Origin of the sequence: Dyadobacter sp. CY345 (assembly GCF_021502725.1) — a bacterium.
GTDB lineage: Bacteria > Bacteroidota > Bacteroidia > Cytophagales > Spirosomataceae > Dyadobacter.
On sequence record NZ_JAKFFS010000001.1, the window covers coordinates 1,024,335 to 1,047,499 of the forward strand.

20 protein-coding genes are annotated in these 23,165 nt (G+C 40.4%); 12 read left to right on the forward strand and 8 right to left on the reverse strand.

Annotation, left to right across the window (positions count from 1 at the left end):
• The first annotated feature begins 101 nt into the window (after positions 1–101).
• On the forward strand, positions 102–569 hold the full coding sequence (locus tag L0657_RS04320; RefSeq protein ID WP_235149164.1) for a response regulator: 468 nt from the start codon (positions 102–104) through the stop codon (positions 567–569).
• 46 nt (positions 570–615) lie between these two features.
• Here L0657_RS04320 and L0657_RS04325 read toward each other — a convergent pair whose 3' ends face one another.
• On the reverse strand, positions 616–783 hold the full coding sequence (locus L0657_RS04325; RefSeq protein ID WP_235149165.1) for a hypothetical protein: 168 nt from the start codon (positions 781–783) through the stop codon (positions 616–618).
• A 93-nt stretch (positions 784–876) separates the two neighbouring features.
• Here L0657_RS04325 and L0657_RS04330 point away from each other — a divergent pair, with 93 nt between their 5' ends.
• A complete protein-coding gene (locus tag L0657_RS04330) occupies positions 877–1,155 on the forward strand; it encodes a hypothetical protein (RefSeq protein WP_235149166.1) in 279 nt (92 codons plus the stop codon).
• Between the two features lie 62 nt (positions 1,156–1,217).
• Here the strand turns inward: L0657_RS04330 and namA are convergent, their stop codons facing one another.
• Positions 1,218–2,282 carry an NADPH dehydrogenase NamA gene (namA, locus tag L0657_RS04335; protein WP_235149167.1) on the reverse strand — a complete coding sequence of 355 codons (1,065 nt, stop codon included), beginning with the start codon at positions 2,280–2,282 and terminating at the stop codon, positions 1,218–1,220.
• Positions 2,283–2,459: 177 nt separating this feature from the next.
• Here namA and L0657_RS04340 point away from each other — a divergent pair, with 177 nt between their 5' ends.
• Positions 2,460–4,601, forward strand: a complete 2,142-nt coding sequence (locus L0657_RS04340; protein WP_235149168.1) for a right-handed parallel beta-helix repeat-containing protein — start codon at positions 2,460–2,462, stop codon at positions 4,599–4,601.
• A 64-nt stretch (positions 4,602–4,665) separates the two neighbouring features.
• Here L0657_RS04340 and L0657_RS04345 read toward each other — a convergent pair whose 3' ends face one another.
• Complete coding sequence (locus tag L0657_RS04345; RefSeq protein WP_235149169.1) at positions 4,666–5,523, reverse strand: dienelactone hydrolase family protein; 858 nt, start codon at positions 5,521–5,523, stop codon at positions 4,666–4,668.
• A gap of 46 nt (positions 5,524–5,569) precedes the next feature.
• A complete protein-coding gene (locus L0657_RS04350) occupies positions 5,570–7,843 on the reverse strand; it encodes a cation:proton antiporter (RefSeq protein WP_235149170.1) in 2,274 nt (757 codons plus the stop codon).
• Between the two features lie 343 nt (positions 7,844–8,186).
• Between L0657_RS04350 and L0657_RS04355 the strand changes: the two genes are divergently transcribed.
• The gene (locus L0657_RS04355; protein ID WP_235149171.1) at positions 8,187–8,804 is read left to right on the forward strand and encodes a biliverdin-producing heme oxygenase; all 618 of its coding nucleotides are present in this window, start codon (positions 8,187–8,189) and stop codon (positions 8,802–8,804) included.
• A gap of 1 nt (position 8,805) precedes the next feature.
• Positions 8,806–11,106, forward strand: coding sequence for an ATP-binding protein (locus tag L0657_RS04360; protein ID WP_235149172.1), 2,301 nt, complete (start codon positions 8,806–8,808; stop codon positions 11,104–11,106).
• Between the two features lie 10 nt (positions 11,107–11,116).
• On the opposite strand, the gene L0657_RS04365 is transcribed toward L0657_RS04360, so the two are convergent.
• The 3 genes from L0657_RS04365 to L0657_RS04375 are packed head-to-tail and all read right to left on the reverse strand — an operon-like array spanning position 11,117 to position 13,177.
• Positions 11,117–11,839 (reverse strand): LytTR family DNA-binding domain-containing protein, encoded by a 723-nt coding sequence (locus L0657_RS04365; protein ID WP_235149173.1) that lies wholly within the window; start codon positions 11,837–11,839, stop codon positions 11,117–11,119.
• Entirely contained in the window at positions 11,805–12,575 is a 771-nt protein-coding gene (locus L0657_RS04370; protein ID WP_235149174.1) for a sensor histidine kinase, read from the reverse strand. The genes L0657_RS04365 and L0657_RS04370 overlap by 35 nt, the downstream gene beginning before the upstream one ends.
• 14 nt (positions 12,576–12,589) lie before the next feature.
• The gene (locus tag L0657_RS04375; protein WP_235149175.1) at positions 12,590–13,177 is read right to left on the reverse strand and encodes a hypothetical protein; all 588 of its coding nucleotides are present in this window, start codon (positions 13,175–13,177) and stop codon (positions 12,590–12,592) included.
• A gap of 169 nt (positions 13,178–13,346) precedes the next feature.
• Here L0657_RS04375 and L0657_RS04380 point away from each other — a divergent pair, with 169 nt between their 5' ends.
• Together L0657_RS04380 and L0657_RS04385 are read left to right on the forward strand one after the other, a co-directional pair.
• Positions 13,347–13,679: a MerR family transcriptional regulator gene (locus L0657_RS04380; protein WP_235149176.1), complete on the forward strand. Its 333-nt coding sequence runs from the start codon at positions 13,347–13,349 to the stop codon at positions 13,677–13,679.
• 13 nt (positions 13,680–13,692) lie between these two features.
• Positions 13,693–14,922, forward strand: coding sequence for a M20/M25/M40 family metallo-hydrolase (locus tag L0657_RS04385; RefSeq protein WP_235149177.1), 1,230 nt, complete (start codon positions 13,693–13,695; stop codon positions 14,920–14,922).
• 108 nt (positions 14,923–15,030) lie between these two features.
• On the opposite strand, the gene L0657_RS04390 is transcribed toward L0657_RS04385, so the two are convergent.
• Positions 15,031–15,543 (reverse strand): metallophosphoesterase, encoded by a 513-nt coding sequence (locus L0657_RS04390; RefSeq protein ID WP_235149178.1) that lies wholly within the window; start codon positions 15,541–15,543, stop codon positions 15,031–15,033.
• A 337-nt stretch (positions 15,544–15,880) separates the two neighbouring features.
• Here L0657_RS04390 and L0657_RS04395 point away from each other — a divergent pair, with 337 nt between their 5' ends.
• The 5 genes from L0657_RS04395 to L0657_RS04415 all read left to right on the forward strand — a co-directional run bounded on the left by L0657_RS04395 (position 15,881) and on the right by L0657_RS04415 (position 23,065).
• The gene (locus tag L0657_RS04395) at positions 15,881–18,685 is read left to right on the forward strand and encodes an outer membrane beta-barrel family protein (protein WP_310588259.1); all 2,805 of its coding nucleotides are present in this window, start codon (positions 15,881–15,883) and stop codon (positions 18,683–18,685) included.
• 45 nt (positions 18,686–18,730) lie between these two features.
• Positions 18,731–19,465 carry a GLPGLI family protein gene (locus L0657_RS04400; protein WP_235149179.1) on the forward strand — a complete coding sequence of 245 codons (735 nt, stop codon included), beginning with the start codon at positions 18,731–18,733 and terminating at the stop codon, positions 19,463–19,465.
• A gap of 307 nt (positions 19,466–19,772) precedes the next feature.
• Complete coding sequence (locus L0657_RS04405) at positions 19,773–20,660, forward strand: OmpA family protein (protein ID WP_235149180.1); 888 nt, start codon at positions 19,773–19,775, stop codon at positions 20,658–20,660.
• Between the two features lie 115 nt (positions 20,661–20,775).
• Positions 20,776–22,071, forward strand: a complete 1,296-nt coding sequence (locus L0657_RS04410; protein WP_235149181.1) for a serine hydrolase — start codon at positions 20,776–20,778, stop codon at positions 22,069–22,071.
• 40 nt (positions 22,072–22,111) lie between these two features.
• Positions 22,112–23,065: a threonine/serine dehydratase gene (locus L0657_RS04415; RefSeq protein WP_235149182.1), complete on the forward strand. Its 954-nt coding sequence runs from the start codon at positions 22,112–22,114 to the stop codon at positions 23,063–23,065.
• Positions 23,066–23,165 lie beyond the last annotated feature (100 nt).

Genomic DNA, 23,165 nt, shown 5'->3' on the forward strand with positions numbered 1-23,165 from the left:
AATAAAATTACCGTAGAAATAATATTACCTAATTTGAAAATAATCTTGTATTTTTAGAAACATGAATTTATAAGTTTATTTCAGAGTTTACAACCCAAAAAATGGAAAGCCCCGAGAAAATTAGTATCCTCTATGTGGATGATGAAGTAAATAATTTGAATTCTTTTAAAGCGGCATTCAGAAGAGATTTTAACGTACTGACAGTAACCTCGGGCAAGGAGGGATTAGAGGTTTTAAAGTCAAATAGAGTCCATGTTATTATCACGGATCAACGGATGCCGGAGATGACAGGAGTTGATTTTTTGATAGAAGTATTGAAGGAATATACCGACCCAATACGAATATTGTTGACCGGTTATTCTGATATAACAGCTGTGATTGATGCAGTCAACAAGGGGCACATTTACTATTATTTGAATAAGCCTTGGGATGAGCAGCAGTTAAGGATCATTATCAAAAATGCCTACGAGATATTCAGTTTACGTGAAAAAAACAGAGATCTTCTCGAAAAACTGATTGATGCTAACAACCAACTGGAATTCTTACTGAGACAGAAACTAATCTCCTAATTTATTGTGATTCAAGGTTGTCTCCTCCTCACTTTTCGAATATTCTCTATCTTCTTCTGAAATTGATACCTTTTCTGATCAAAGGTGTCAATTTTATTTCTTTTACCATATACCCCAAAATGTAATAAACTGTGGTAAAAATCAGCGCTGTTAAAATTACAGTAGCGATCATAAGATTACCCAACACCTGCATAAAAGTGATCAAATCAGCCATAACGTTTGTTGATGAAGTGTTTTGTTATAAGTTCATCAGAGTATTTTAAAAAATTATTCCTGACTGACGCGGGCAGGCAATTCCCCAAAAACTATGTATCTGTCTGCTTTGCAGGTTGGTATCTTTTTTGTGTTTCGCCTGGTAGATAGATTAAATCAACAAACATATTTTACCATGAAAAACATTAAAACCACCCTGGTTCTTTCTTCTTTGTTGCTGACTAGTATGCTTTCATCCTGCTCACGGCAAACGGGCACAGATAATAAAAAAGTGCAAACGACTGAAAATAAGACAGAAGGCTACTTGTACCATCAAAATGATCACAATATGAAAGGTGACTCAACAACGGTTAAGAAAAGCGTAAATAATTAGCATAAAAAACATCCACAGATTGATGTCTCTGTGGATGTTTTTTTAGATCCTTAAAATAGATTTTACGGTTTAGATCTTTCGTACTGAATCGGCCACGCTGCCTCCTCGTGCAACTCTCGCGCAGCCTGTAATGGAAAGTAAGGATTACGAAGTATTTCGCGGGCCATAATGATCATATCTGCGTCCCCATTTACTAAAATTGTTTCGGATTGGACGGAATTAGTGATCAAACCTACGGTACCAATAAGTATACCAGTTTCTTTTTTTATTCTGGAAGCAAAAGGAAGTTGGTAGGCTGGTCCGACAGGAATTTTTTGATGAGTGACCAGACCACCCGTTGAGACGTCAATCAGATCAACTCCCTGATCTTTTAATTGTAGAGCTAGTTTTACAGATTCTTCCAAATTCCAGCCGCCATCAGCCCAGTCTGTTGCTGAAATTCTGACAAAAATCGGCAGATCACATGGCCATACAATCTTGATGCTGTCTACGATTTGTAATAAAAGCCGGATCCGGTTTTCAAAACTTCCACCGTAGTTGTCGGTTCGATGATTACTCAGCGGCGAAAGAAATTGGTGGACAAGATATCCATGTGCAGCATGAATTTCGATTACTTTAAATCCTGCATCGAGCGCTCGTTTTGCAGCATTGGTAAAATCCAAAATCACTTTGTCAATTCCCTCCTGATCCAGAGCAACAGGCATAGGATAAGTGTCAGAAAAAGCGATTGCCGAAGGTCCGACCGTCTGCCAGCCTCCGTCCTCCGGATTAACTTTTCCACGGCCAAGCCATGGGGTTGCGGTGCTCGCTTTCCGGCCGGCATGTCCGAGCTGGATTCCCGGGACTGACCCATGCTTGGAAAGGAAGGTAGTTATCTGCGCAAGCTTTTCAATGTGTTCATCTTTCCAGATACCTAAATCTTGTGGCGAAATCCGTCCTTCGGGAGAAACGGCAGTGGCCTCCGAAATGATCAGCCCCGCGCCACCCACTGCGCGGCTTCCAAGATGTACAAGGTGCCAATCGTTTGCAAAACCGTCTTCCGAAGAGTACTGGCACATTGGCGAAACTGTAATTCTGTTTTTTAGTTTGATGCTCTTGATTTCAAGAGGAGAAAAAAGCTTGGACATAGCTAAGGAACTTGATTTAAATTTTAAATACTGGTATCGATTAATTTTTCCTGACGTTATAATTATTGAGCCATTCAAGTGTTTTCTGCATAGTAAAGTTGCAGAAACGATTGATGTGGTCGAATTTTGTGTTTCAATTTCAGTCTCTAACAAGGTTTTAGTATAAAAAAGTCCTTTATGAATAGCAGTATCGGTAAACTTTTAAACAAGCTTTTCGCTCTTACATTATTCCTGATCATGAGCTCGGCATGTTGGGCCGCTGATACTTTTTTTGTTTCACTAAATGGTAATGACGCTAACGCAGGAACAAAAGAAAACCCGTTTGCAACAATTGATAGGGCGAAGGCTGCCGCCGGGAATAGTCGCTCTAAAATTGAACCTGTGACTATCTTCGTGAGAGGTGGTACTTATATTTTTCAAAAGACACTTCAATTTAACGAAAGTGATAGAAACATTCTGATTAAGCCCTGGGCAGGTGAGTCGGTAATTTTTACAGGCGGAGTTTCAATCAATCCGACAAAAGTGAGGCGGCTGAGTCTTACAGAATACAAAAATGAATTTCCTGAATTTGTGCAGGATAAAATTGGAGTACTGGATCTTCGGGAGTTGGGAATTTCGGATTATGGACAGTTGCGGAGCGTGGGTTTCGCAAGACCTTACGCACCATCCTGGCTGGAACTGTTTATAAATGAAAATCCTGGCCACCTGGCCCGCTGGCCCAACGATTCGACAATGGCGATGGGAAGAGTTATTGATAAAGGATCAGTTGTGCGGGACGGAGATCAGACGAATCGTGGTGGAAAATTTGCTTATGAAACTAATCGTCCATCCAGCTGGAAAAAAACAAAAGACATCTGGCTTTCAGGGTACTTTAATGTGGGTTATGCCGAAGATGCGGTAAAGCTTGCGAGCTTGGATACACTGGCAAAAACCTTCACCACTGCGCAGCCTCACATCTATGGATTCTTGTCTGGCAAAGCCTGGAACCGCTGGTATGCCTATAATATTCCTGAGGAAATCGATCAGAATGGAGAATATTATCTGGACCGGGAAAGGGGATTATTGTTCTTTTTCCTTCCAACGCTGATCTCCAAGCTGGATATTTCTATGCTCCAAACGCCGTTGGTTTCGATAGAAGGTTCAAAAAATATTACGTTCCAGGGTATTTCCTTTGAAGTTTCCCGTGGAATTGGCGTTTATCTGGAACGTTCTGAAAGTTGTGTTATAACAGATTGTGTTTTTAGAAATCTAGGTTCTGTTGCTGTTTCAATCGGAAAGGGAATCGCGCCATTTGAAGATCAGAAACATGAAGGAAGTGGAAAAGCCGCGTCTCAGTTAATCGGCAGCGTGGATCAGCATCTATATGAAAATCCAACTTTTGAACGGGAAGGTGGCAGGAATAACAGGATCGTAAATTGTCATATTTATCATACCGGGGCAGGAGGTATCAGGCTAAGCGGAGGCGACCGGATAAGTTTAACACCAGCAGGAAATAGTATTGAAAATTGCCGGATCCATGATTTTAACCGTATTGAAAAATCATATCGGCCAGGGATTGGAATCGATGGGGTAGGCAATAGTATATTAAACTGCGAAATATACAACGCGCCAAGTATGGCAATTTTGTTACATGGTAATGATCATGTTTTGGAATACAATAATATCTACGACGTATGCCGGGAAATTGATGACCAGGGAGCTTTTTATTACGGACGTGACCCATCTGAAAGAGGGCATAAGTTAAGATTTAACTATTTTCATCATTTTGGCAATAACCATCGCACGTCGGCCATTTATCACGATGACGGCGCGAGCGGAATGGAAGTGTTTGGAAATATCTTTTACAAAGCAGGCACGATTCCGGTGTTGATCGGAGGTGGTCAGGATATAAGTTATAAAAACAATTTGTTCATTGACAGCCCTTTGGGAATTCATGTCGACAACCGATTTCAAAACTGGTCGAAGGCGACGCTGGCGAAAGACGGCGTGATCGATAAACGTTTGAAAGCTGTAAAATTTGATCAGCCTCCGTACGCCGTAAAATATCCTGAACTGGTTAATTATTGGAAGCAGGATCCTTCGGTTCCGAAGCGTTTAATTTTTGATAACAATATTTTCGTCAAGGTGGCGACGACCAGGAAAGGTGAGGACCTGTGGTTTAATTGGTCAGAAAATAATCGGGTTATGGATACGTATCCATACAATTGGAAAATGATGGACAGCAGACATTTCATTCCGGATGATTCGCAGTTGATTACACCTTCCGGCTGGCAGACGTTACCGGTTGAAAAGATTGGAATTTTGAAAAATTATAAGTAGTACAAAAAGCTCCATTCAACTGTTGAAAGGAGCTTTTCGATTTATATTTGATAAAAAATAATGATCAGGCGATATGATCTTTAAACGCCTTCATTGTTCTTTCCCAGGCCAATTTTGCAGCTTCCGGATTATAACGTGTCGGAGCAGAATCATTCAGGAATGCGTGTTGAGCACCTTCGTAAACATAAACTTCATATTTCACTCCGGCAGCTTTCAGGGCTTCTTCATAAGCAGGAATACCGGCATTTATTCTTTCATCAAGTCCGCCGTAGTGCAGCTGAACAAACGCTTTTATTTTAGGAACATCTGAAACTTCCGGCTGACGACCATAGTAGGCTACCGCAGTTTTTAAGGTTGGGGAATGAACGGCTAGCTGGTTAGACAAAGCGCCACCCCAGCAAAATCCTACACAGGCTGTTTTTCCATTACTATCTGGTCTGGCTTTCAAATAATCAAGTCCTTTCAGGAAATTGTTTAGGTTTTTCGTAACATCAATTTTTGCAAAAAGTGCCCTGGCTTCATCTTCATTTGTTGGTGTTCCTCCAAAAGGAGCGAGCGCGTCCCCGGCAAGCGCAAGATAACCAGCCTTGGCAATGCGGCGGGCAATATCCTTGGTATGCGGATTCAGGCCACGATTTTCATGGATCACCAAAACTGAACCATATTTTCCCGGCTTTTTTGGTCTGGCCAGGTAACCGCCCATCGGCGATCCTTCGCCATCATATTTTATGTCCTCTGTAATAATATCATCGTCAGTTTCGGAAACTGTCGCTGCATTTGCATAATTCACTTCCAATAGCGGAAGCAATGCCAGAGCGGCCGTTGTTCCTCCGGCGAGATTTGCCAGTCGTTTCAAAAAAGTGTCGCGGCTTAACGGCTTATGCGTATACTCATCGAAAAGGTTAATGATTCGTTGATCCATGCTTTTTACGGGTTAGTGATAACAAGTAAATGTATCGAATTTTTCATTACGATCTGATCATCAGAACCGAAGGCGAATAGGATAACCATAAACTATGTGATTCCACTGCTTTTTTCCAGCTGTCGAGGCTGATCAGCATAAGATCCTGTTGTTCCAGAAATTCCTTTTCAATTTTCTTTTCGTTGTACAATGCGATATGGTTCGGTGCAATTTGCTCAATCGCAGAAATGGTTTCTTTCAATTCCGGGTTTTGACGAATGACCCCGCTCGCATCCAGAATGATCACACGGGCATCGCTGTGATGAATCAGTTTTTGAGCGAAAACCAGAAGGAAACTGTCGCTTAAAGAGAATATTGGAATAAAAATATTCTCAATTTTCGCCAGATTTTTTTCAACTAAAATCCCGACTGGTACTTTTACAGACTTGATAATATGTTTGGTGCGGTCGTCAAAAACGCTGTAATCGAAAAACTTTTCTTTACCTGTTATCGTGTCATAAATCCTTTCGGGGCTGATAATTTTTGTCGTAAAACCTAAAACTTTTCCAAGGATTGTACCTTCAAAAACATTGCGGCCAATACCAACTAGCAGCAGATCGAAGTTTCCCAGATTGGCCGTGTCGATAATATCCCTGTCAATGTCCTGCGACGGTTTAAACATCGTGATCATAGGAAGATTGAGCTGCTGCGCTTCCTGTCTGATCGGCTCAAAACTATCATGCTCATATTCGTCTGAATTAAACTGATTCAGGTCATTGCTAGGCGATAAGTGCAGCGCTGTGATACTGGCATTTGACGGAGCTTTCCGGATAAAACTATGCGCAAGACGCAACATGGATCTGCCACTTTGAGGACTTCCGAAGGATACAAGAATCGTGTATTTGCCTGTTTCAACAATCGAATCGGGCAAGTCAATATTTTTTTCCGGGAAAAACCGGTTTATCAGATCGAGTGCCGGGCCAGTCATACAAGTCGTGACAAGTGCCATGATCACCATCATTGCAAAAATCTCAGGAGTCAAAACGCCCAGGTCATAGCCGATGTTCAATACCACCAGCTCCATTAAACCTCTGGTGTTCATCAATGCGCCGAGAACAAGGCTGTCTCGCCAATCCTGGCCTACAAATTTTGCTGCAATGGTGCTTCCAGCAAATTTTCCTATCACCGCTGCTGTTACAATTAGTCCGGTAATTTGCCATAGATATGGATCGTTTAACAAACCGATTTGAGTTCTTAAACCTGTAAAAACGAAAAACAACGGAAGTAGTAAAACCAGGGCTACGTCTTCCACTTTTTCAATAAAGATATTTCTAAAAGTCTGGTTTGCAGGCATGATAACGCCGGCCATAAACGCACCGAAAAGAGCATGAATTCCAATGACTTCTGTCGCATAAGAGGAAACTAAAAGGGTAATAAAAAATACAGCGACCACCGGTTTTGTCAAACCTTCCTTGTAAGAATAAACGTCACCCAATTTTTTCAAGAATGGCTGAACGATCTTTAACATAATCAATACATAACTACCAGCCATCAAAATTGTATAAATCGCGCTGAAAACTGATCCGGCCTTGACGATCGCGATTACGGCGGCTAACAGACACCATGCTGTAATATCATCCGTTGCGGCACAGGTTATGGCGAGCGTTCCAAGTTTTGTTTTGGACAAACCACGCTCCTGAACGATGCGCGCAAGGACAGGAAAGGCTGTAATACTCAGGGCTATGCCGGTAAACAAAGCAAAGGACAAAAAGTTTACCTCGGCTGGTGCGAAACGTTCGTATATAACAAAGGCGAGACCAATGCCCAGAGCAAACGGAAAAATGATACTGGCATGGCTGACTACAATGGCTTCCTGTGCTTTGTTTTTTAATATTTTCAGATCGAGCTCCATACCGATCACAAACATGAAAAGTATCAGCCCGATCTGGCTAAGAAATTGAAGATTTCCCAGTGATTTTAATGGGAATAAAAAGCTGGAAAATTCCGGATAATACATACCGATAAAAGACGGTCCAAGGAAAATCCCGGCTGCAATTTCACCGATAACGGTTGGTTGCTTGATTTTTTTACACAGATAACCAAAAGCTCTGGCAACCACAATGATCGTGATGATCTGCAAAAGTAGAATGGCTAGCGGACTTGTAATATTTTGCTGATAGGTATCAATAAATTGTTGCCAGGAAGATGTTGAATTTGCAACTTTTTTAACAGTAACTTTTCCAATTTCCAGTGTTTCTCCATGTACAATGATAAAGTACATCAAACCAGAGAAAAGGCCGATTGTGAAGAGATAAAAGAGTAAATTTCTGATGTTCTTCATGTGTTAATTTTGTAATTGTAAATACGCCCGACGGAAGTGCCAGAGCCTGACGCGCCGGCAAATTTATCTTTTTAGCCAAGGTAATTGTCGTGTGAAGGCATGGAAATAACCTATTATGTAACAACGGAGAGGAATTTTGTAATAAAAATTTCAAATCATAATCATCGTATTGGGACAGGAGTTCGTAAATTTTAACAGGAATGATAAATTAGGAAAGGAATTTTTATAATTTCAACAAGCAGGTTTTCTAAAATTTACGTGCATCATCAGCCATTGGGCCTTTAACGCTCTGATGGAATAGTTTTTGTAGGGGGTTGGTTTTTGTAATTTCAAGTTCAGCAGCATGGAAGAATTAGTTATTTCTACGCAAAAGCAAGATCTGTTTTTGAAAGAATTAAGAGATAAAACAGGTGAAAGTCATAAACATTTAGAAGGAAATAATTTTTCAAGAGCAATCCTGAATCCGTCTGTAACGCTTGCTGACTATCAAACCTATATTGCCAAACTTTACGGTGTGACACGCGCGTGTGAGCGCGACGTTTTTCCGGAGGTGGCGTCTGTCCTTTACGATTTGGAATATCGTTACAGATCAGGGTTGATCGTTAAAGATCTGGCAAAAACCGGAATTGCAAGAATGGATATTGATAACATTCCAGTTTTTCAATTCACAACTTCCGGCATTGCAGAGGCTTTGGGCGTGATGTACGTGCTGGAAGGTTCTACGTTAGGAGGAAAATTTTTATACAGACATATCAATCAGATACTAGGAATTGACAACGAAACCGGGGTATCCTATTTCTGGGGTTACGGACCCAAAACCGGAGTGTTATGGAAAACACTCATTTCATCATTGTCAAATTTTGCAGTTGAAGAAAATTGTGAGGAAGAAATAATAGAAAGCGCGGTACAGACATTCGTCACAATCGATAAGTGGCTCAACGAAGCAGAAATAAATTTTTAGGATGAATATTACCGATATCGTTAACAGGGATGTTGTCAATCTGTCAAACTGCGAAAGCGAGCCGATCCATATTCCCGGAAGTATACAACCACACGGATTTTTGTTGGGGCTAAACTTTGACAGTCACCTGATTGGTTTTTGTAGTGCGAATAGTGACGATTTTATAAAACTTCCGCCCGAAAAGTTGCTGGGGAAATCATTGGCTGAAATTTTCGGCACAAATCAATACGACAGTTTTGTAAGTTATCTGAGGGACGAAAAAACAGATCAGGCAAGGCCTTTTGTTTTCATTTATGAAGAAATTTCTTACAACGCGTCCATTAACGTCAGCGGGGGAAATGTTATTCTGGAACTAGAACCGCTTCCTGACGAACAGCTGGATCTTCCAAATCTCTTTAGTCAGACAAAAAATTTCGTTTCTTTTATGGAACAGCATAGTTCTCTGCTTGAATTATGCAATGATATCGCAGTTGAAACGAGAAGAATTACGGGGTATGACCGTGTGATGATTTATCGTTTTGACGAAGAATATAACGGAGAGGTTGTGGCTGAAAATAAACGGGAAGATCTGGTATCGTTTGCACGGCAGAAATATCCACACACCGACATACCTGCGCAGGCAAGAGAACTTTATTTAAGAAGTCCTCTGAGGATGATCGCCGATGTGAATTACGAGCCTGTTCCGATTTTTACATTGAATGATAATGGAGAAAAAAGCAACAAATCGCTTGATTTAGGCTTATCGGGATTGCGGAGCGTTTCACCTATCCATATTGAATATCTCAAAAATATGGGTGTTGGGGCAACCTTGACAGTCTCGCTTATTAAGAATAAAAAATTGTGGGGGTTAATTGCATGTCATCACTATGGACCCAAAATAATTCCGCACTACACAAGGCTTGCTGCCTTGCTTCAAGGTCATTTTCTTACATCTCAAATCGCGGTACGGGAAGTTGCAGAGGAGTTCGAGATTGCCCAGGCGTCGGACAAGGCGCTTCTGAAGTCTCTGGCATTGCTTCATGAGAACGAGGACTTTATTGGGGAAAAACATACGTCAGAATCATTGTTGAACCTTGCAAATGCGCATGGTTTTGTGATATTCTCACAAGGGAAGTTTTATAAAAATGGGTTAGTACCGTCTGAGGAGGAGTTGACTCCTTTGATGATGTCTTTATCAGAAAAATATCCAAACGCTGGCTTTCACACGGATCAGCTAATCAACTATTTCCCGGAGTATGAAAAATTGTCAAAATATGCGGCCGGAATAATTTATCATTCACTCGCTGCCGGTACGCCGGATGGTGTTTTATGGTTGCGGGCAGAACGACCGGAGACAATTAACTGGGCTGGAAATCCTCACAAAGCCGTCTCTCTTGATGACGATGGAATTGTTCGTCTGTCTCCCAGAAAATCATTTGAATTGTGGTTGGAAGAGGTTAAAAATAAAAGTGCCAAGTGGAGAAAAGCAGAGATTAGTTCGTCGGCTGCCTTCACCTTTGCGCTTCAAAAACATATCAACTTCCACTACGTTCGAATGCAGGAAAATAAGAGCAGGATATTAAATGAGGAGTTGAAAGCAGCCAATAAAGAACTCGCTAATCTAAACTGGATCAGTACACATGACCTGAAAGAACCTCTTCGGAAAATTCAGATTTTTGCCTCCAAAGTGCTTGATAGGGAGAATCCTGATTTGTCTGTCCAGGTAAAAGATTCTGTGGAACGTATGCGTTTTGCAGCAGAAAAAATGCAGCTTTTGATCGAGGATATTTTGACCTATTCCAAGACTGGAAATACAGAGAAAGTTTTTGAAGAAGTAGATCTGAACGGGTTATTAAACAATGTGCTGGATGAATTGCGTGATAATATCGATGAGAAAAATGCATTTATTACAGCTACAGAGCTGCCAACCTTAAAAGTTATTCCCTTTCAGGTTCATCAGCTTTTCGTAAATCTTATTACGAATGCGTTGAAATTTGCAAAACACGATGCGCCGCCGGTTATTACTATTGGGCTCGAGGAAGTACAGGGTGACTCGATTCTCGCAGATAAGGTTCACAAAGCTGAGTCTTATTATGCCATTTCACTTGTCGACAACGGAATTGGATTTGAAAAGGAATATGAACAACGGATTTTTGATGTTTTCCAGCGATTGCACCCCGCACATAAATACCCCGGGACCGGTATAGGTCTGGCGATCTGCAAAAAAATTATGGAAAATCATAAGGGACATATTAAGGCAGATTCAGAATTGGGTATCGGGTCAAAGTTTACGATTTATTTTCCGGCCAAACCGGAACAGTAAATAAGCCTTGTCAGACGGAAACTTTTTCAAGAAAGTCTTTTCGGAAGTTTTCACCTAACGACAGGACTAGCTCTCTGTCGGAATTTTCGGATATGATATTGGTCGTGATCTCCTGATGCGTAAAATATTTCACAGCCTTCAGTGATAGAATATCTTTCTTACTGATCCTGCAAAAACGGTCAGGCGGGAGTAAAAGTAAAAGCTGCTCGAAGGAGATATTTTTCAGAGTGATTTCCTGGCCATTCTCCAGATAAGCGATCTTGTCACGTTTGTCTTTTTCCGCGGAACTGATTAATCGTAACTGCTCGAACGACACCAGAGCTTTTCCCTTGTTGGTATTCAGTTGCATAAATTGCTTTTCGGCTTTTCCTTTTTCAATCCATTTCGCAGCTTTTAATATTGCTTTTTCCAGTCGCTCTTTTTGTATCGGTTTTCGGATGTAATCCACAGCATCCAGATCAAAGGCTTCCGCAGCAAACTCTTTGTAAGCGGTTATGAAAATAATCGGTTTTCCTTTTAATAATTGTGCGACTTCCAGGCCATTAAGTCCCGGCATTTCGATATCGGTGATACACAGATCGAAATCCAGGTCGGCACTGGCCTGTATAAGTTTCAGCGGATCGTTGAATGCTTTGACTACTTCAAGTCCAGGGATTTGTTCGCAAAGCATCCGCAAATACGTTAGTCCGGGCAATTCGTCATCCAGCAGCAGACATTTGAGCTTTGTGTTCAAGCAGGTTAATTTTCAGATGAGCAATGTATACGTCATTTTCAATGGTGTGTTCCAGCATATAGTTTGAACGATAAACCAGATCAAGCCTCTTTCTCAGATTATCCTTTCCAAAACCGCTTTTTTCTTTTTGGAGTATAGGTTTGACGCTAATTTTGTTTGAAACAATTAACGAAAAAGCAGTTTTAGATAGATCAAAAACGATAGAAATGAACGCGTCAGCATTCTGGATGTCTGCGTGTTTAAAAGCATTTTCGATCAGGTCTATCGTGATTAAAGGCGCGATAATTTTTGCATTGATCAAGTGGCTGTTCGGATCTATCCTGTTTTTTATTCGCAAGTCGAATAGCGGACTTACCTTTAGACGATTAATTTCAATCAGGCTTAATGCAAAATCTGTCTCTTCTTTTAGAGAAACATACTCGCAATCACTTTCGTAGAGTATATAGTCCAATACACTTGAAAGTTTATCCAAAGCGTAATAACTCTGATAAGCATGTGACTGGATTGAATTCAGGACGTTTTTAAATAAATGCGGATTCAGCTTTGACTTGATTGTTTCAAGTTCGAAATTTCCTCTCCGAACATCTGCTTCATCCAGTTTTTCTTTATAAAATCTTTTTTGATGCGTCTCGTTTTTTAATCTGACGACAAGAAAGGTTATAAATAAAAAGCTTATAATCAGCAGCAGAACCAGTATATAGAGCAGAATGCCAGATATCGCAACAGTACTTTCCATTCTGCAAATTAAGCTCAAAAATGATATCCAACACCAAACCGTATGCCAGCTTCCAACAGCCGTTGTGGACTTCTCGCACTTTCGAAGGGGATAACTGCATGTTGCTGCAAACATGGATTTATTGAAAACGTAATCCGTTTGAAGTCGTATTTTCCTCCAATTCCTACTCCAAGGCCAATGCCCGATTGTCTGTCTACAACATCGGTTTTCTTTTTATTAATCTGAAAGTCTGCTATCAAACCGCCATTTATAAACATATATTTTGCAAAAGTAAAGTTGGCATAAATCGGAATGGATATTAATTCCAGGTTTTCTTTTATGGGCGAAATTTTAATATCCGGATAAGATGCGGGAGTTGTAGAAAATTTATATCTGGAATATTCCAAACCCGTTTCCAGCGCCACCTTTCCGTTTGCTCCGTGTATATACCTAAGTCCGGCAACATTTCCTCCTTTCCCGTCATGGCTTCCGGCGCCCTCCAGACGTTCTTGAATTAATACTTGGCTGGCGATGCCATAGTTGACAGTAAGTCGGTTAACATTCTGTCCGTAGGAACTAACAACTGAAAACAGAAGAAATAAAATAACGTAGTGATTTTTCATGTGATAAGTTATGGCTAATTTTAGAGAGTTACTTGGAAACTATTCAAGTTACATAATGCTTGTAAATTAAACGAAAAAGCTGCACGAATTAATAAATGCATGATTTATTGTTTAGAATAATTATAATTAACAGGTTTAGGTTAGTACATTTGCTGATACCCGGATTGATATGGAACCCAACACAAAACTTTATTATGACACAAATGAAGTAGCCGCCATCGTGGGCTGCGAGGCTTCTGCGTTACGTTTCTGGGAAAAGAAATTTCCGCAACTGGCTCCGAAAAGAGACTCAAGAAACCGCCGGAGATATACCGAACGCGACATTGAAGTGATCCGGAAAATCATGCACCAGAAGGATAAACAGGGGAGAACAATTAATGGAGCGAGGGAGCAGCTTCGGCGAAAAGAAGAATCTCAATTATTGATATACCGGCTGACCAGAGTCAGGCAGTTTCTTGCTGAATTTCGCGATGCACTGTCGACACCGGAAAAGCCGGATTAAGCTTTTATTTGAAATGAAAATAACATTTTTTTCCATCGCGCTGATATTCGCAGCAAATAATCTTGTTCAGGCGCAGAAAATTGCGGCGTCTGATATTAAAAAACATATTGATATTCTCGCATCGGATGCGTTTGAGGGCAGAGGAACTGCGACGCTGGGTGAAATTAAATCGGCAAATTATATAGCTGATCTGTTCAAAAAATCCGGTTTAAAACCTGCGGGGACAAATGACACCTATTTCCAGCCATTTCAACTCACAGCCGGAGTGGATGGCGTTGCCCACCAGATGACGGCCAGAAATGTGGTTGGATTTTTAGATAATGGTGCTAAAAAAACAATTGTAATTGGCGGTCATTTTGATCATTTGGGAAAAGGATATCAAAGTGGTTCTCTGTCGCCAGACAGTAGAAACTATATCCACAATGGCGCGGACGATAATGCTTCCGGCACTGCGGGTGTGATCGAACTGGCCAAATATTTTTCCTCAAATCAAACCAGGGAAAAGCATAATTTTCTGTTCATTGCTTTTTCGGCGGAGGAATTGGGACTTCTAGGTTCGAAAAATTACACAGAATCGCCGACCATTCCGCTAGCTTCTATTTCAGCCATGATCAATATGGACATGATCGGTAGATTAAGTGATGAGAAAGGTTTGATTATTTCCGGATGGGGGACGAGCCCTGCATGGGGGAAAATAGTTCCTGATCTTGCCAAAAAGCAAAATATGAAATTCACGATTGATTCTTCGGGTGTTGGTGCGTCTGATCATACGTCGTTTTACTTAAAAAATATCCCGGTACTTCAATTTTTCACCGGAACACACAGCGATTATCATAAAATCAGCGACGATGCTGAAAAAATCAATTCCGAAGGAGAAGCTAAAATTTTGAATCTTATTGCTGCTATCGTTGAGAATCTTGATAATGAGCAGACTGAGCCGGAATTTCTTACAGCCGGCAATCCGCACCAGGGCGCTACAACGTCCAATTTTAAAGTTACGCTGGGCGTTATGCCGGATTATAGTTTTTCCGGAAAAGGTCTAAAAGTAGATGCAGTATCCAAGGCCCGTCCTGCCGAAATTGCTGGAATTATGGCTGGGGATGTCATCACGAAGTTGGCAGGTAAAAACATTAATTCGATTTACGACTACATGGAAGTGCTTGGTGCCCATGAAAAAGGTCAGCAGGTAGAAGCTGAATTATTAAGAGGCACCGAAAAAAAAGTTGTCAAGGTTACTTTTTGAAAGTAAGTTTTTTTGAATAACAGAAGTCTGATAAGTAAAAATGAGAAGATCTGGTATCCGAGACCTGGTCTTTTTACTTTTTTACGGTTAAGCGTTCACAGTTTTTAATCAGGCTTCGATAGCGCCACGTTTTCCCAGCTCAATCACTTCCATCTGCGAGATCAAACCTTCGTGTAAATTGAAACGAAGAAGTGTCCGTATCTTATGAAAGCCTTCTCGCCCGGCAGCGCCCGGATTAATGTAAAGCATGTTTTTCAAATCTTTGTCACGGATAACACGCAAAATATGAGAATGTCCGCAGATGAAAATATCAGGCGTGTCGTTTTTCAATGTTGGCATAACAGCAGGGTTATAGCGCGGCGGAGCTCCGCCAATATGCGTCATCCAGATACGAAACCCTTCCAGTTCGAAAAACAAATTTTCCTGTGTTCGTACCTGTATTGACTTGTCGTCGATATTTCCGAAGACAATCCTGGTCGGCTTAAAAGCTTCCAATTGTTCAATTATTGCTAGTGAACCAATATCGCCTGCATGCCATACTTCGTCGCAGTTGGCAAAATATTCAAAAATGCGGGGATCAAGATATCCATGGGTGTCAGAAAGCAAACCTATACTTTTCATTTATGTCTTCGAACTATCTGTGTACTTGGTGTTTAGGCTTTAATAATTTAAATTATGCCGGTTACACATCAAAAAATGCAGAAAACGGTCACGTCATAAAGCCCCACAAATTAAGTAATTATTATTTTAATAATTTTAATGTCACCATTTGTTGCAAAAGTGTACATTTGTAAAATCTGCATGCCTTAATAAAAGTTAAAAGATTATTGAATGGTTACAAAAAATGTTAAAAACTAAATTTTTAGTTGTATTTAACATCTTGATTTTATAATATTGTGGAGTCCAATATTGATAAAAGTGCCCTCTTTACTTATTCACCTTAACTTATCTATTAGCCTTGAAAAAATCCTTACTTCTACTCTTTTGTAGTCTCATTTGCCTTGCCTCCTATGGTCAGAGCACGGGACGTTTTACCATGAAAGGAATTGTCGGCGACACCGCCGGGGTTGGTCTGCCCGAAGCTACCGTGATGCTTCTTCTTCCGAAAGATTCTTCTCTTGTCAATTTTGGTCGAACCGGCAAAGACGGTTCTTTTGAATTCAAAAATCTGCGAAGAATTTCTTATCTGCTTAAAGTTTCTTATGTAGGTTATCTTCCTTACCAGCAAAATGTTACGCCAAACGATGGAGATGTCACAAATGTTGGTAAGCTTGGGATGAAGTTCCTGAATCAGGATTTATACGAGGTGGTGATTAAGACGGCCCGGGCACCGTTAAGTATCCGCGGTGATACAGTTGAATACGATCCAAAAGCATTTAAAGTGCCGCCTGGATCTACCGTAGAGGACCTTATCAGGAAGCTTCCAGGTATGCAAGTAGATGCCGATGGAAACATCAAGGCACAAGGCGAAGAAGTCAAACGTGTGACGGTGGACGGTAAGCGCTTTTTTGGTGACGATCCTAAAATGGCAACAAAAAATCTTCCGGCAGAAGCAATTAATAAAGTACAAGTTTTTAATGGAAAGACAGAGCAGTCCAAAGTCACGGGTGTTGATGATGGAAAACGTGAAAAAACAGTCAATCTGGAATTAAAAGACAGCCACAAAAAGGGTGGTTTCGGAAAGGCGGTGGCGGGAGTCGGGACGGATTCCAGGGCAGAGGGCAAGGTCAGTTATAATCGGTTTGATGACAAACAGCAATTTTCGGTACTCGGTTTCGGGAACAATACCAATCAGTCGGGAATTGCAAGAAATGATTATCAGGATTTCAAAGGAAGTCAGTCCTTCAATTGGGGAGATGATGGGGATTTCGGATTTTCCGGCGGGATACGATATTTCGGAGGGGAGGGAGACGGTATTACCATTTCGCCGAGTTATGGCAGCGGTTCTCCCGGATTTACGAAGAACTGGGCTGGGGGAGCCAATTATAACTATGATACTAAAAAAACAAAAGTTAGCACGAGTTATTTTTACAATTCCACCGACGCAGTTATGGATGTGATGTCCAGTCGCGATAACTTTTTAAACAACAGTACCTTTAAGTCAACTGATAAAAATCTTACAAAAACGTTCAGCGGTAATCACAGGCCAAGTTTCCGTTTAGAGAAAGTTCTGGATTCGTTGAACACGATCATTTTGATCAGTAATTCGCGGATCAACAACGGTGATACCGACTACAATAGTTTTCAGCAATATCGTCGCGGTGGAGATACCTTATCGAACCAGTCAACGATTGACAACGCAAGTTTATATAATTCGTTTGCCATGTCGAACCTGCTTTTATACCGGCATAAGTTTAAAAAGAAGGGAAGGAATTTCGCGGCGAGCGTTGGGTACAATATCAATAATTCAGACGGAAGTTCACGTTTGAATTCCATCAATGAATTTTTCCTTGATCCTTCCAATAATAGTTCAATCAATCAGCAAAACGAGACGGAAAGCAAGCGAAATCAGTTTAAAGGAAGTTTGTCTTTTATTGAACCGTTTGCCAAAAAGTTTTACTGGGAAACGTTTTACAATTTTAGTTTACGGAAAGATGAGGTCGATCGGAATGTATTTGATGTGAAGGACAATGTTCTTCAGACTAATCAGTTTTTGACGCGTTATTATACAAATGATTTTACTTACAACCGAATCGGATCAAGTGTTCGTTATTCGAATAAGGGGTTGAATATTTCACTTGGCCTGGCAGCGCAGCAATTTGATTTAAAAGGAAAATTCGGACAGGATCAATCTTCAACCAGTTTCTCACATGTGGACAGATCGTTTTTCAAAGTGACTCCAAATGTGACGTTGAATTATGATTTAAAACAGAACCGCTATTTATTTATGGAATATGGTCTGTCTGTCCAGGAGCCTACAATCGCTGATCTCCAACCCGTGGTAGACAACAGCAATCCGTTGAATATTGTGGAAGGAAACCCGAATCTTATTCCACAATCTAACCATCACGTTTTTGCAGGTTATAATATGTTCAACCCTGCCAGTTTTACAAACATTTATGTTAACGTTAATTACAGCTATAATGTCGATCAGATTGTTTACAATAAAACGATTGACGAAAATCTGATCACGACAACCAAACCCATGAACATTTCAGGTGGGAAAAATTACGGAAGTTATGTTTATCTGGGTTTTCCGCTTAAAAAAACGAAGGTATCTATGAACGTAAATGCAGGGATTAATTTTAGCAATAATCCGATTTACATTAATAACGTTATTAATAAAACAAAAACGGATGCGTACAATTTTGGCGCCCGTCTGGATATAACGCCAAGTGATATTTTTACTCTGTATGCGAACGCCAACTGGAACATTGCGGATACCCGATATTCAATAAATACAAATCAGAATCAGAAGGTTGTTAACTCAACCTACGGTGCGGATATGAATGTTAAAATGCCAAAGGAGATTTATTTCAACGCCCGTTTTAATTACAATAGTTACGTCAATAATCAGTTTGGGTTTGATCAAAAACAGCCGATCCTTAACCTTGCAGTCTATAAGATTGTATTGAAAAACAAGCGTGGTGAGGTTCGTCTAACCGCATACGATGTATTTAAAAGAAACCTCGGGATTTCGCAATCGGCAACTTCCAACTATTATATGGAAACCAGGACGAAAACACTTTCGCGGTATTTTATGCTGAGTTTTACCTACAACATGAGGGGAATGTCAGCATCGGTAAAACGCAGCAATTATTAATCTGAAAAAAGGAACAGCTACATGAACTTTCCAAAATACAATCTGATGAGACTACTTGCTATCATGCTGTCTTTGTCATTTTCGACAGCTTTTGCACAGAAAATGGAGGGCGAAATTACTTATGAAAAGGTCACGGCATGGCCAAAACTTTATGGCACACTGACCTACATGAGCAATGAGGAAAGAGACCGTATCAAGCAGACCTGGGGAGACGATGAATCCAAGCAGGAGATGCGGCTTTTGTTCAATGGCCAGAAAAGTTTTTATACCAGCTCAAAACATTTGGATAATGATGCTGGCTGGTCCTGGAATGAGAAAGAGTACAAACTTTATCGTGATATGGAGACTGAAAAACGGACGGATATTATTGAAATGTTGGGCAAGATTTACATCGTTGAAGATTCTGTAAGAGCGCCTAAATGGAAGATTATGAATAAGATAAAAGAAATTGGGGGATATATGTGCATGATGGCTGTAACGGAAGATACTGTCAAAAAGCAAAAAATAACTGCATGGTTTGCCGATAATATTCCGCTAGGTGTTGGGCCGGATTTGTATGGGGGACTTCCGGGAATGATTCTCGAACTTGATATTAATGACGGTATCGTGGTAACAACGGCGAAGAAAATAGAGATGAAGCCGATTACGGATGATATTGAGGTGCCAAAGAAAATTAAAGGAAGAAAAATCAACGAACAGCAGTATAATACCTTAGTGGCAAACCATGTAAGAGACAGTTTTAAAGCGCGCCGGGCATTTTTCTGGACGATGCCATACTAGGGAAAGGTTTATACTATTATGATTTATTAACAAAAGAAAAAGTTTGGGCGTCTGAAATAAATCTTTGTTTTTGTACCTTTGCGGTCTGAAAGTGAAAGGTAACAGATTGCTTTACTAAGCATTATCTCATCTGACACTGAGGTAATGCTTATTTTTTTAGAGATTCGCAAGCCTGTTTTTGCATTCAAGTAATAATTGGATGCATTGTAATGAAAAGTTGTAATGGAGCTGGCACGGTTTTCTCCTTGTATTAACCTTAAACTATGTCGAACTTTAAATTGTATTATTTTTATAACCCTGAATAACTATGAAAAAAACGCTCTTAGCTATCGCTATGCTATTTGTACTAGGCTCATGTGCAAGCAAGAAGAAAATGACCGCGGCTGTTAACAAAGCAAATGAAATTCAAATCCAGTTAGACAAAGCGAGAGCAGATTTGAATGACTGTGACAGCAGAACTGCAAGTTTGAACAATGATATAAAGCTTAATAACGACGAGCTTACAGCAAAAACCAACAAAGTTAAAGAGTTGGAAGACCAGCTTGAGTTTTTGAAGAAAAACAACAACAGCCTTCTTGACCGTATGTCTGACCTGTCCGTAATCAGCAAAGAAGGTTCTGAAAGCATCAAGAAATCTCTTGAAATGATGAATGTTCAAGGTGGCCAGATTCGTGACCTTAACGCAAGCATTCAACGTAAAGATTCGTTAAACATGGCGCTTGTGTTGAATTTGAAACGTTCTTTGCAAGATGTTAGTGATGAAGACGTTCAGATTGAGGTTAAAAAAGGTGTGGTTTATGTATCACTCTCTGATAAAATGCTTTTCAAATCTGGTAGTTCTGTAATCAACACGCAAGCTGAATCTGTGTTGGCAAAAGTTGCGAAGATCCTGAACGATTACAAAGAAATTGAGATTTTGATCGAAGGTCACACGGATAATGTACCTATCGCAACTGATAAAGTTACTGACAACTGGGATTTGAGCGTTTTGCGTGCTACTTCGGTTGCCCGTACATTGCAAAAGAAATATGGTGTTGAGCCGGTTCGTTTGATCGCTGGTGGCCGTGGAGAATATCTTCCTAAGGTTGCTAATGATTCACCTGCAAACCGTAGCTTGAACCGTCGTACTGAAATTATCATTACGCCGAAATTGGATCAGTTCTTTAATCTGTATACTCCGAACGCTGGTAAATAAATATCAGCTGATTAAAAATTTAGCCCGTCAGATTTCTGACGGGCTTTTTTTGTATCTGATTCAGATTATTTATACTATTATGCCAATCTTTTAAACTCATAACCTGTCGACCTTTATGTCCCCTATTTTATCCTTTCTTAAACAGAATGCTGTTCAGGTTTTAATTGGATCTATCTTATTGTCGGGAAGTTTTTTAAATGCCCAGATTCTTGTGGAAGTCAAACCTGAAACCGTTGGCCTTAGTATTGAAAGATTGAAGAGAGTGGATAAGGTATTGCAGGAATATGTTGATAAACAGGAAGTTGCCGGCGCGGTGGCGCTCATTGTGAAAGATGGGAAAATTGTTTATCAGAAGGGATTTGGACTTGACGACGTAAGTTCGAAAACACCTTTAAAACAGGATGCAATTTTTAGGATAGCTTCGCAGACCAAAGCGATTACCAGTACAGCTGTCATGATTTTGTATGAAGAAGGGAAATTTCTGCTTGACGATCCGGTTTCGAAATATATTACCGAGTTTAAAAATCCGAAAATTTTGGACAAGTTCAACGAGACGGATTCGAGTTTTACTACCAAACCTGCTAAACGGGAAATCACGATTAGAGACCTGCTCACCCACACTTCCGGGATCAGTTATCCGCTTATAGGGTCCAAAGAAGCCAAGGCTATTTATGCCAAAAACAATATTCCCAGCGGTATCGGAACCCCGGACTATGTTCTGGCAGACGTTATAAAAAGGCTCGGGGGAATGCCTTTGATCCATGAGCCAGGCGAACGTTTTTCTTATGGTTTGAATACTGATGTGCTTGGTTATTTGGTGGAGGTGGTTTCAGGGAAGTCGCTTAATGACTTTTTTAAAGAGCGGATATTTGAGCCGCTTGGAATGAAGGACACGTATTTCTATTTACCTGAAAACAAAAAAAATCGTTTGGCAAAGCTATACACGGAAGATGATAACGGGAAAACGATTGTCCCGGAAAATAGTCCTGGATTCAATAACGATTATCCCAAAGTAAATGGAAAGTTTTATGCTGGTGGTGCCGGGCTTACATCTACCGCTTATGATTATGCAATCTTTTTGCAGACGATGTTAAATGGCGGCGAGTATAACGGCAAACGGATTTTAAGTCCGGCAGTTGTTAATTTGATGACGCGAAACCAGATTGGAGATTTGAATCAGGGAAGGAATAAATTTGGCCTGGGTTTCTCCATTGCGTCATCAAAAGAAGCAGCAAGAATTCCAATTCCTGAAAATACATTTGAATGGGGTGGTATTTTTGGGACAACGTATTGGGCTGATCCTAAAAACAAAATTGTCGGGTTACTAATGACGCAAGAGTATCCGAACAGCAGTTGGGGAGAAATGCAGGACAAGTTTAAGGTGCTTGTTTACCAGTCGCTTGTTAAATAAGTATCTAAATTGCAGTTTTTTATCTTACAATAACCATAACATGATCGAAAGTATTCCCGATAAATCCACTATTGAAAAGGCCCATAAACTGATTACTCCATTTATTCACAGAACGCCTGTCTTAACTTCGCAATATATTAATCAGTTAACCGGAGCAGAACTGTTTTTCAAATGTGAGAATTTTCAGAAGATCGGAGCTTTCAAAGCGAGAGGTGGTTTGAATGCGATATTATCCTTAACTGACGAACAATTGAAAAATGGTGTGACAACGCATTCTTCCGGAAACCATGCACAGGCGATTGCATTTGCAGCGGCGAAAGTGGGTGCAAAAGCCTTTATCGTTATGCCGGATAATTCTGCCGCAGTGAAAGTGAAGGCGGTAGAAGGTTATGGCGCACAGATTACTTTTTGCCCAAACACACCCGAAGACAGGCAGGGCGCGGTTGATAAAATTATAGAAGCAACAGGTGCAGCTTTTGTGCATCCGTTTAATAATTATGCAGTTATTGCCGGGCAAGGAACCGCCGCAAAAGAACTCATTGAAGATTTGGATTTTCATTTGGATGCGATCATTGCGCCTGTCGGCGGCGGCGGGTTGTTGAGTGGAACAGCCTTGTCAGCGCATTATTTTTCCCGCGGAACTGAGGTTTTTGCAGGAGAACCGGAAGGTGCAGCGGATGCGGTGTTGTCCTTCAAAAGTGGTAAAATTGAAAAAGCACCTTACGTCAAGACCATTGCTGACGGTTTGTTAACGCCCTTGGGCCCAAAAAATCTGGAAATAATTCGTAAATACGTTAGAGAAATTTTAACTGTTTCGGATGAAGAAATTATTGCGGCCATGCGGCTTATGTGGGAACGTATGAAAATCGTTGTCGAGCCTTCCGGTGCAGTTGTGCTGGCAGCAATATTAAAAAATAAAGAGGTTTTCAGAGGTAAAAAGGTTGGTATTATAATTTCCGGTGGAAATGTAGATCTTGGTAAATTGCCTTTTTAATCAGTTATTTACAAACTGAAATGCTTTATAAATATTAAAAAATTCAACATGTAATTATGCATATTTGATAATATTACCGTTATAACAGGAATATATTTAA

What these genes read in the sequence shown, in the direction of transcription:
- L0657_RS04320 (WP_235149164.1), top strand. Translation starts at nt 102, where the DNA reads ATGGAAAGCCCCGAGAAAATTAGTATCCTCTATGTGGATGATGAAGTA.
- L0657_RS04325 (WP_235149165.1), bottom strand. Translation starts at nt 783, where the DNA reads ATGGCTGATTTGATCACTTTTATGCAGGTGTTGGGTAATCTTATGATC.
- L0657_RS04330 (WP_235149166.1), top strand. Translation starts at nt 877, where the DNA reads ATGTATCTGTCTGCTTTGCAGGTTGGTATCTTTTTTGTGTTTCGCCTG.
- namA (WP_235149167.1), bottom strand. Translation starts at nt 2,282, where the DNA reads ATGTCCAAGCTTTTTTCTCCTCTTGAAATCAAGAGCATCAAACTAAAA.
- L0657_RS04340 (WP_235149168.1), top strand. Translation starts at nt 2,460, where the DNA reads ATGAATAGCAGTATCGGTAAACTTTTAAACAAGCTTTTCGCTCTTACA.
- L0657_RS04345 (WP_235149169.1), bottom strand. Translation starts at nt 5,523, where the DNA reads ATGGATCAACGAATCATTAACCTTTTCGATGAGTATACGCATAAGCCG.
- L0657_RS04350 (WP_235149170.1), bottom strand. Translation starts at nt 7,843, where the DNA reads ATGAAGAACATCAGAAATTTACTCTTTTATCTCTTCACAATCGGCCTT.
- L0657_RS04355 (WP_235149171.1), top strand. Translation starts at nt 8,187, where the DNA reads ATGGAAGAATTAGTTATTTCTACGCAAAAGCAAGATCTGTTTTTGAAA.
- L0657_RS04360 (WP_235149172.1), top strand. Translation starts at nt 8,806, where the DNA reads ATGAATATTACCGATATCGTTAACAGGGATGTTGTCAATCTGTCAAAC.
- L0657_RS04370 (WP_235149174.1), bottom strand. Translation starts at nt 12,575, where the DNA reads ATGGAAAGTACTGTTGCGATATCTGGCATTCTGCTCTATATACTGGTT.
- L0657_RS04375 (WP_235149175.1), bottom strand. Translation starts at nt 13,177, where the DNA reads ATGAAAAATCACTACGTTATTTTATTTCTTCTGTTTTCAGTTGTTAGT.
- L0657_RS04380 (WP_235149176.1), top strand. Translation starts at nt 13,347, where the DNA reads ATGGAACCCAACACAAAACTTTATTATGACACAAATGAAGTAGCCGCC.
- L0657_RS04385 (WP_235149177.1), top strand. Translation starts at nt 13,693, where the DNA reads ATGAAAATAACATTTTTTTCCATCGCGCTGATATTCGCAGCAAATAAT.
- L0657_RS04390 (WP_235149178.1), bottom strand. Translation starts at nt 15,543, where the DNA reads ATGAAAAGTATAGGTTTGCTTTCTGACACCCATGGATATCTTGATCCC.
- L0657_RS04400 (WP_235149179.1), top strand. Translation starts at nt 18,731, where the DNA reads ATGAGACTACTTGCTATCATGCTGTCTTTGTCATTTTCGACAGCTTTT.
- L0657_RS04405 (WP_235149180.1), top strand. Translation starts at nt 19,773, where the DNA reads ATGAAAAAAACGCTCTTAGCTATCGCTATGCTATTTGTACTAGGCTCA.
- L0657_RS04410 (WP_235149181.1), top strand. Translation starts at nt 20,776, where the DNA reads ATGTCCCCTATTTTATCCTTTCTTAAACAGAATGCTGTTCAGGTTTTA.
- L0657_RS04415 (WP_235149182.1), top strand. Translation starts at nt 22,112, where the DNA reads ATGATCGAAAGTATTCCCGATAAATCCACTATTGAAAAGGCCCATAAA.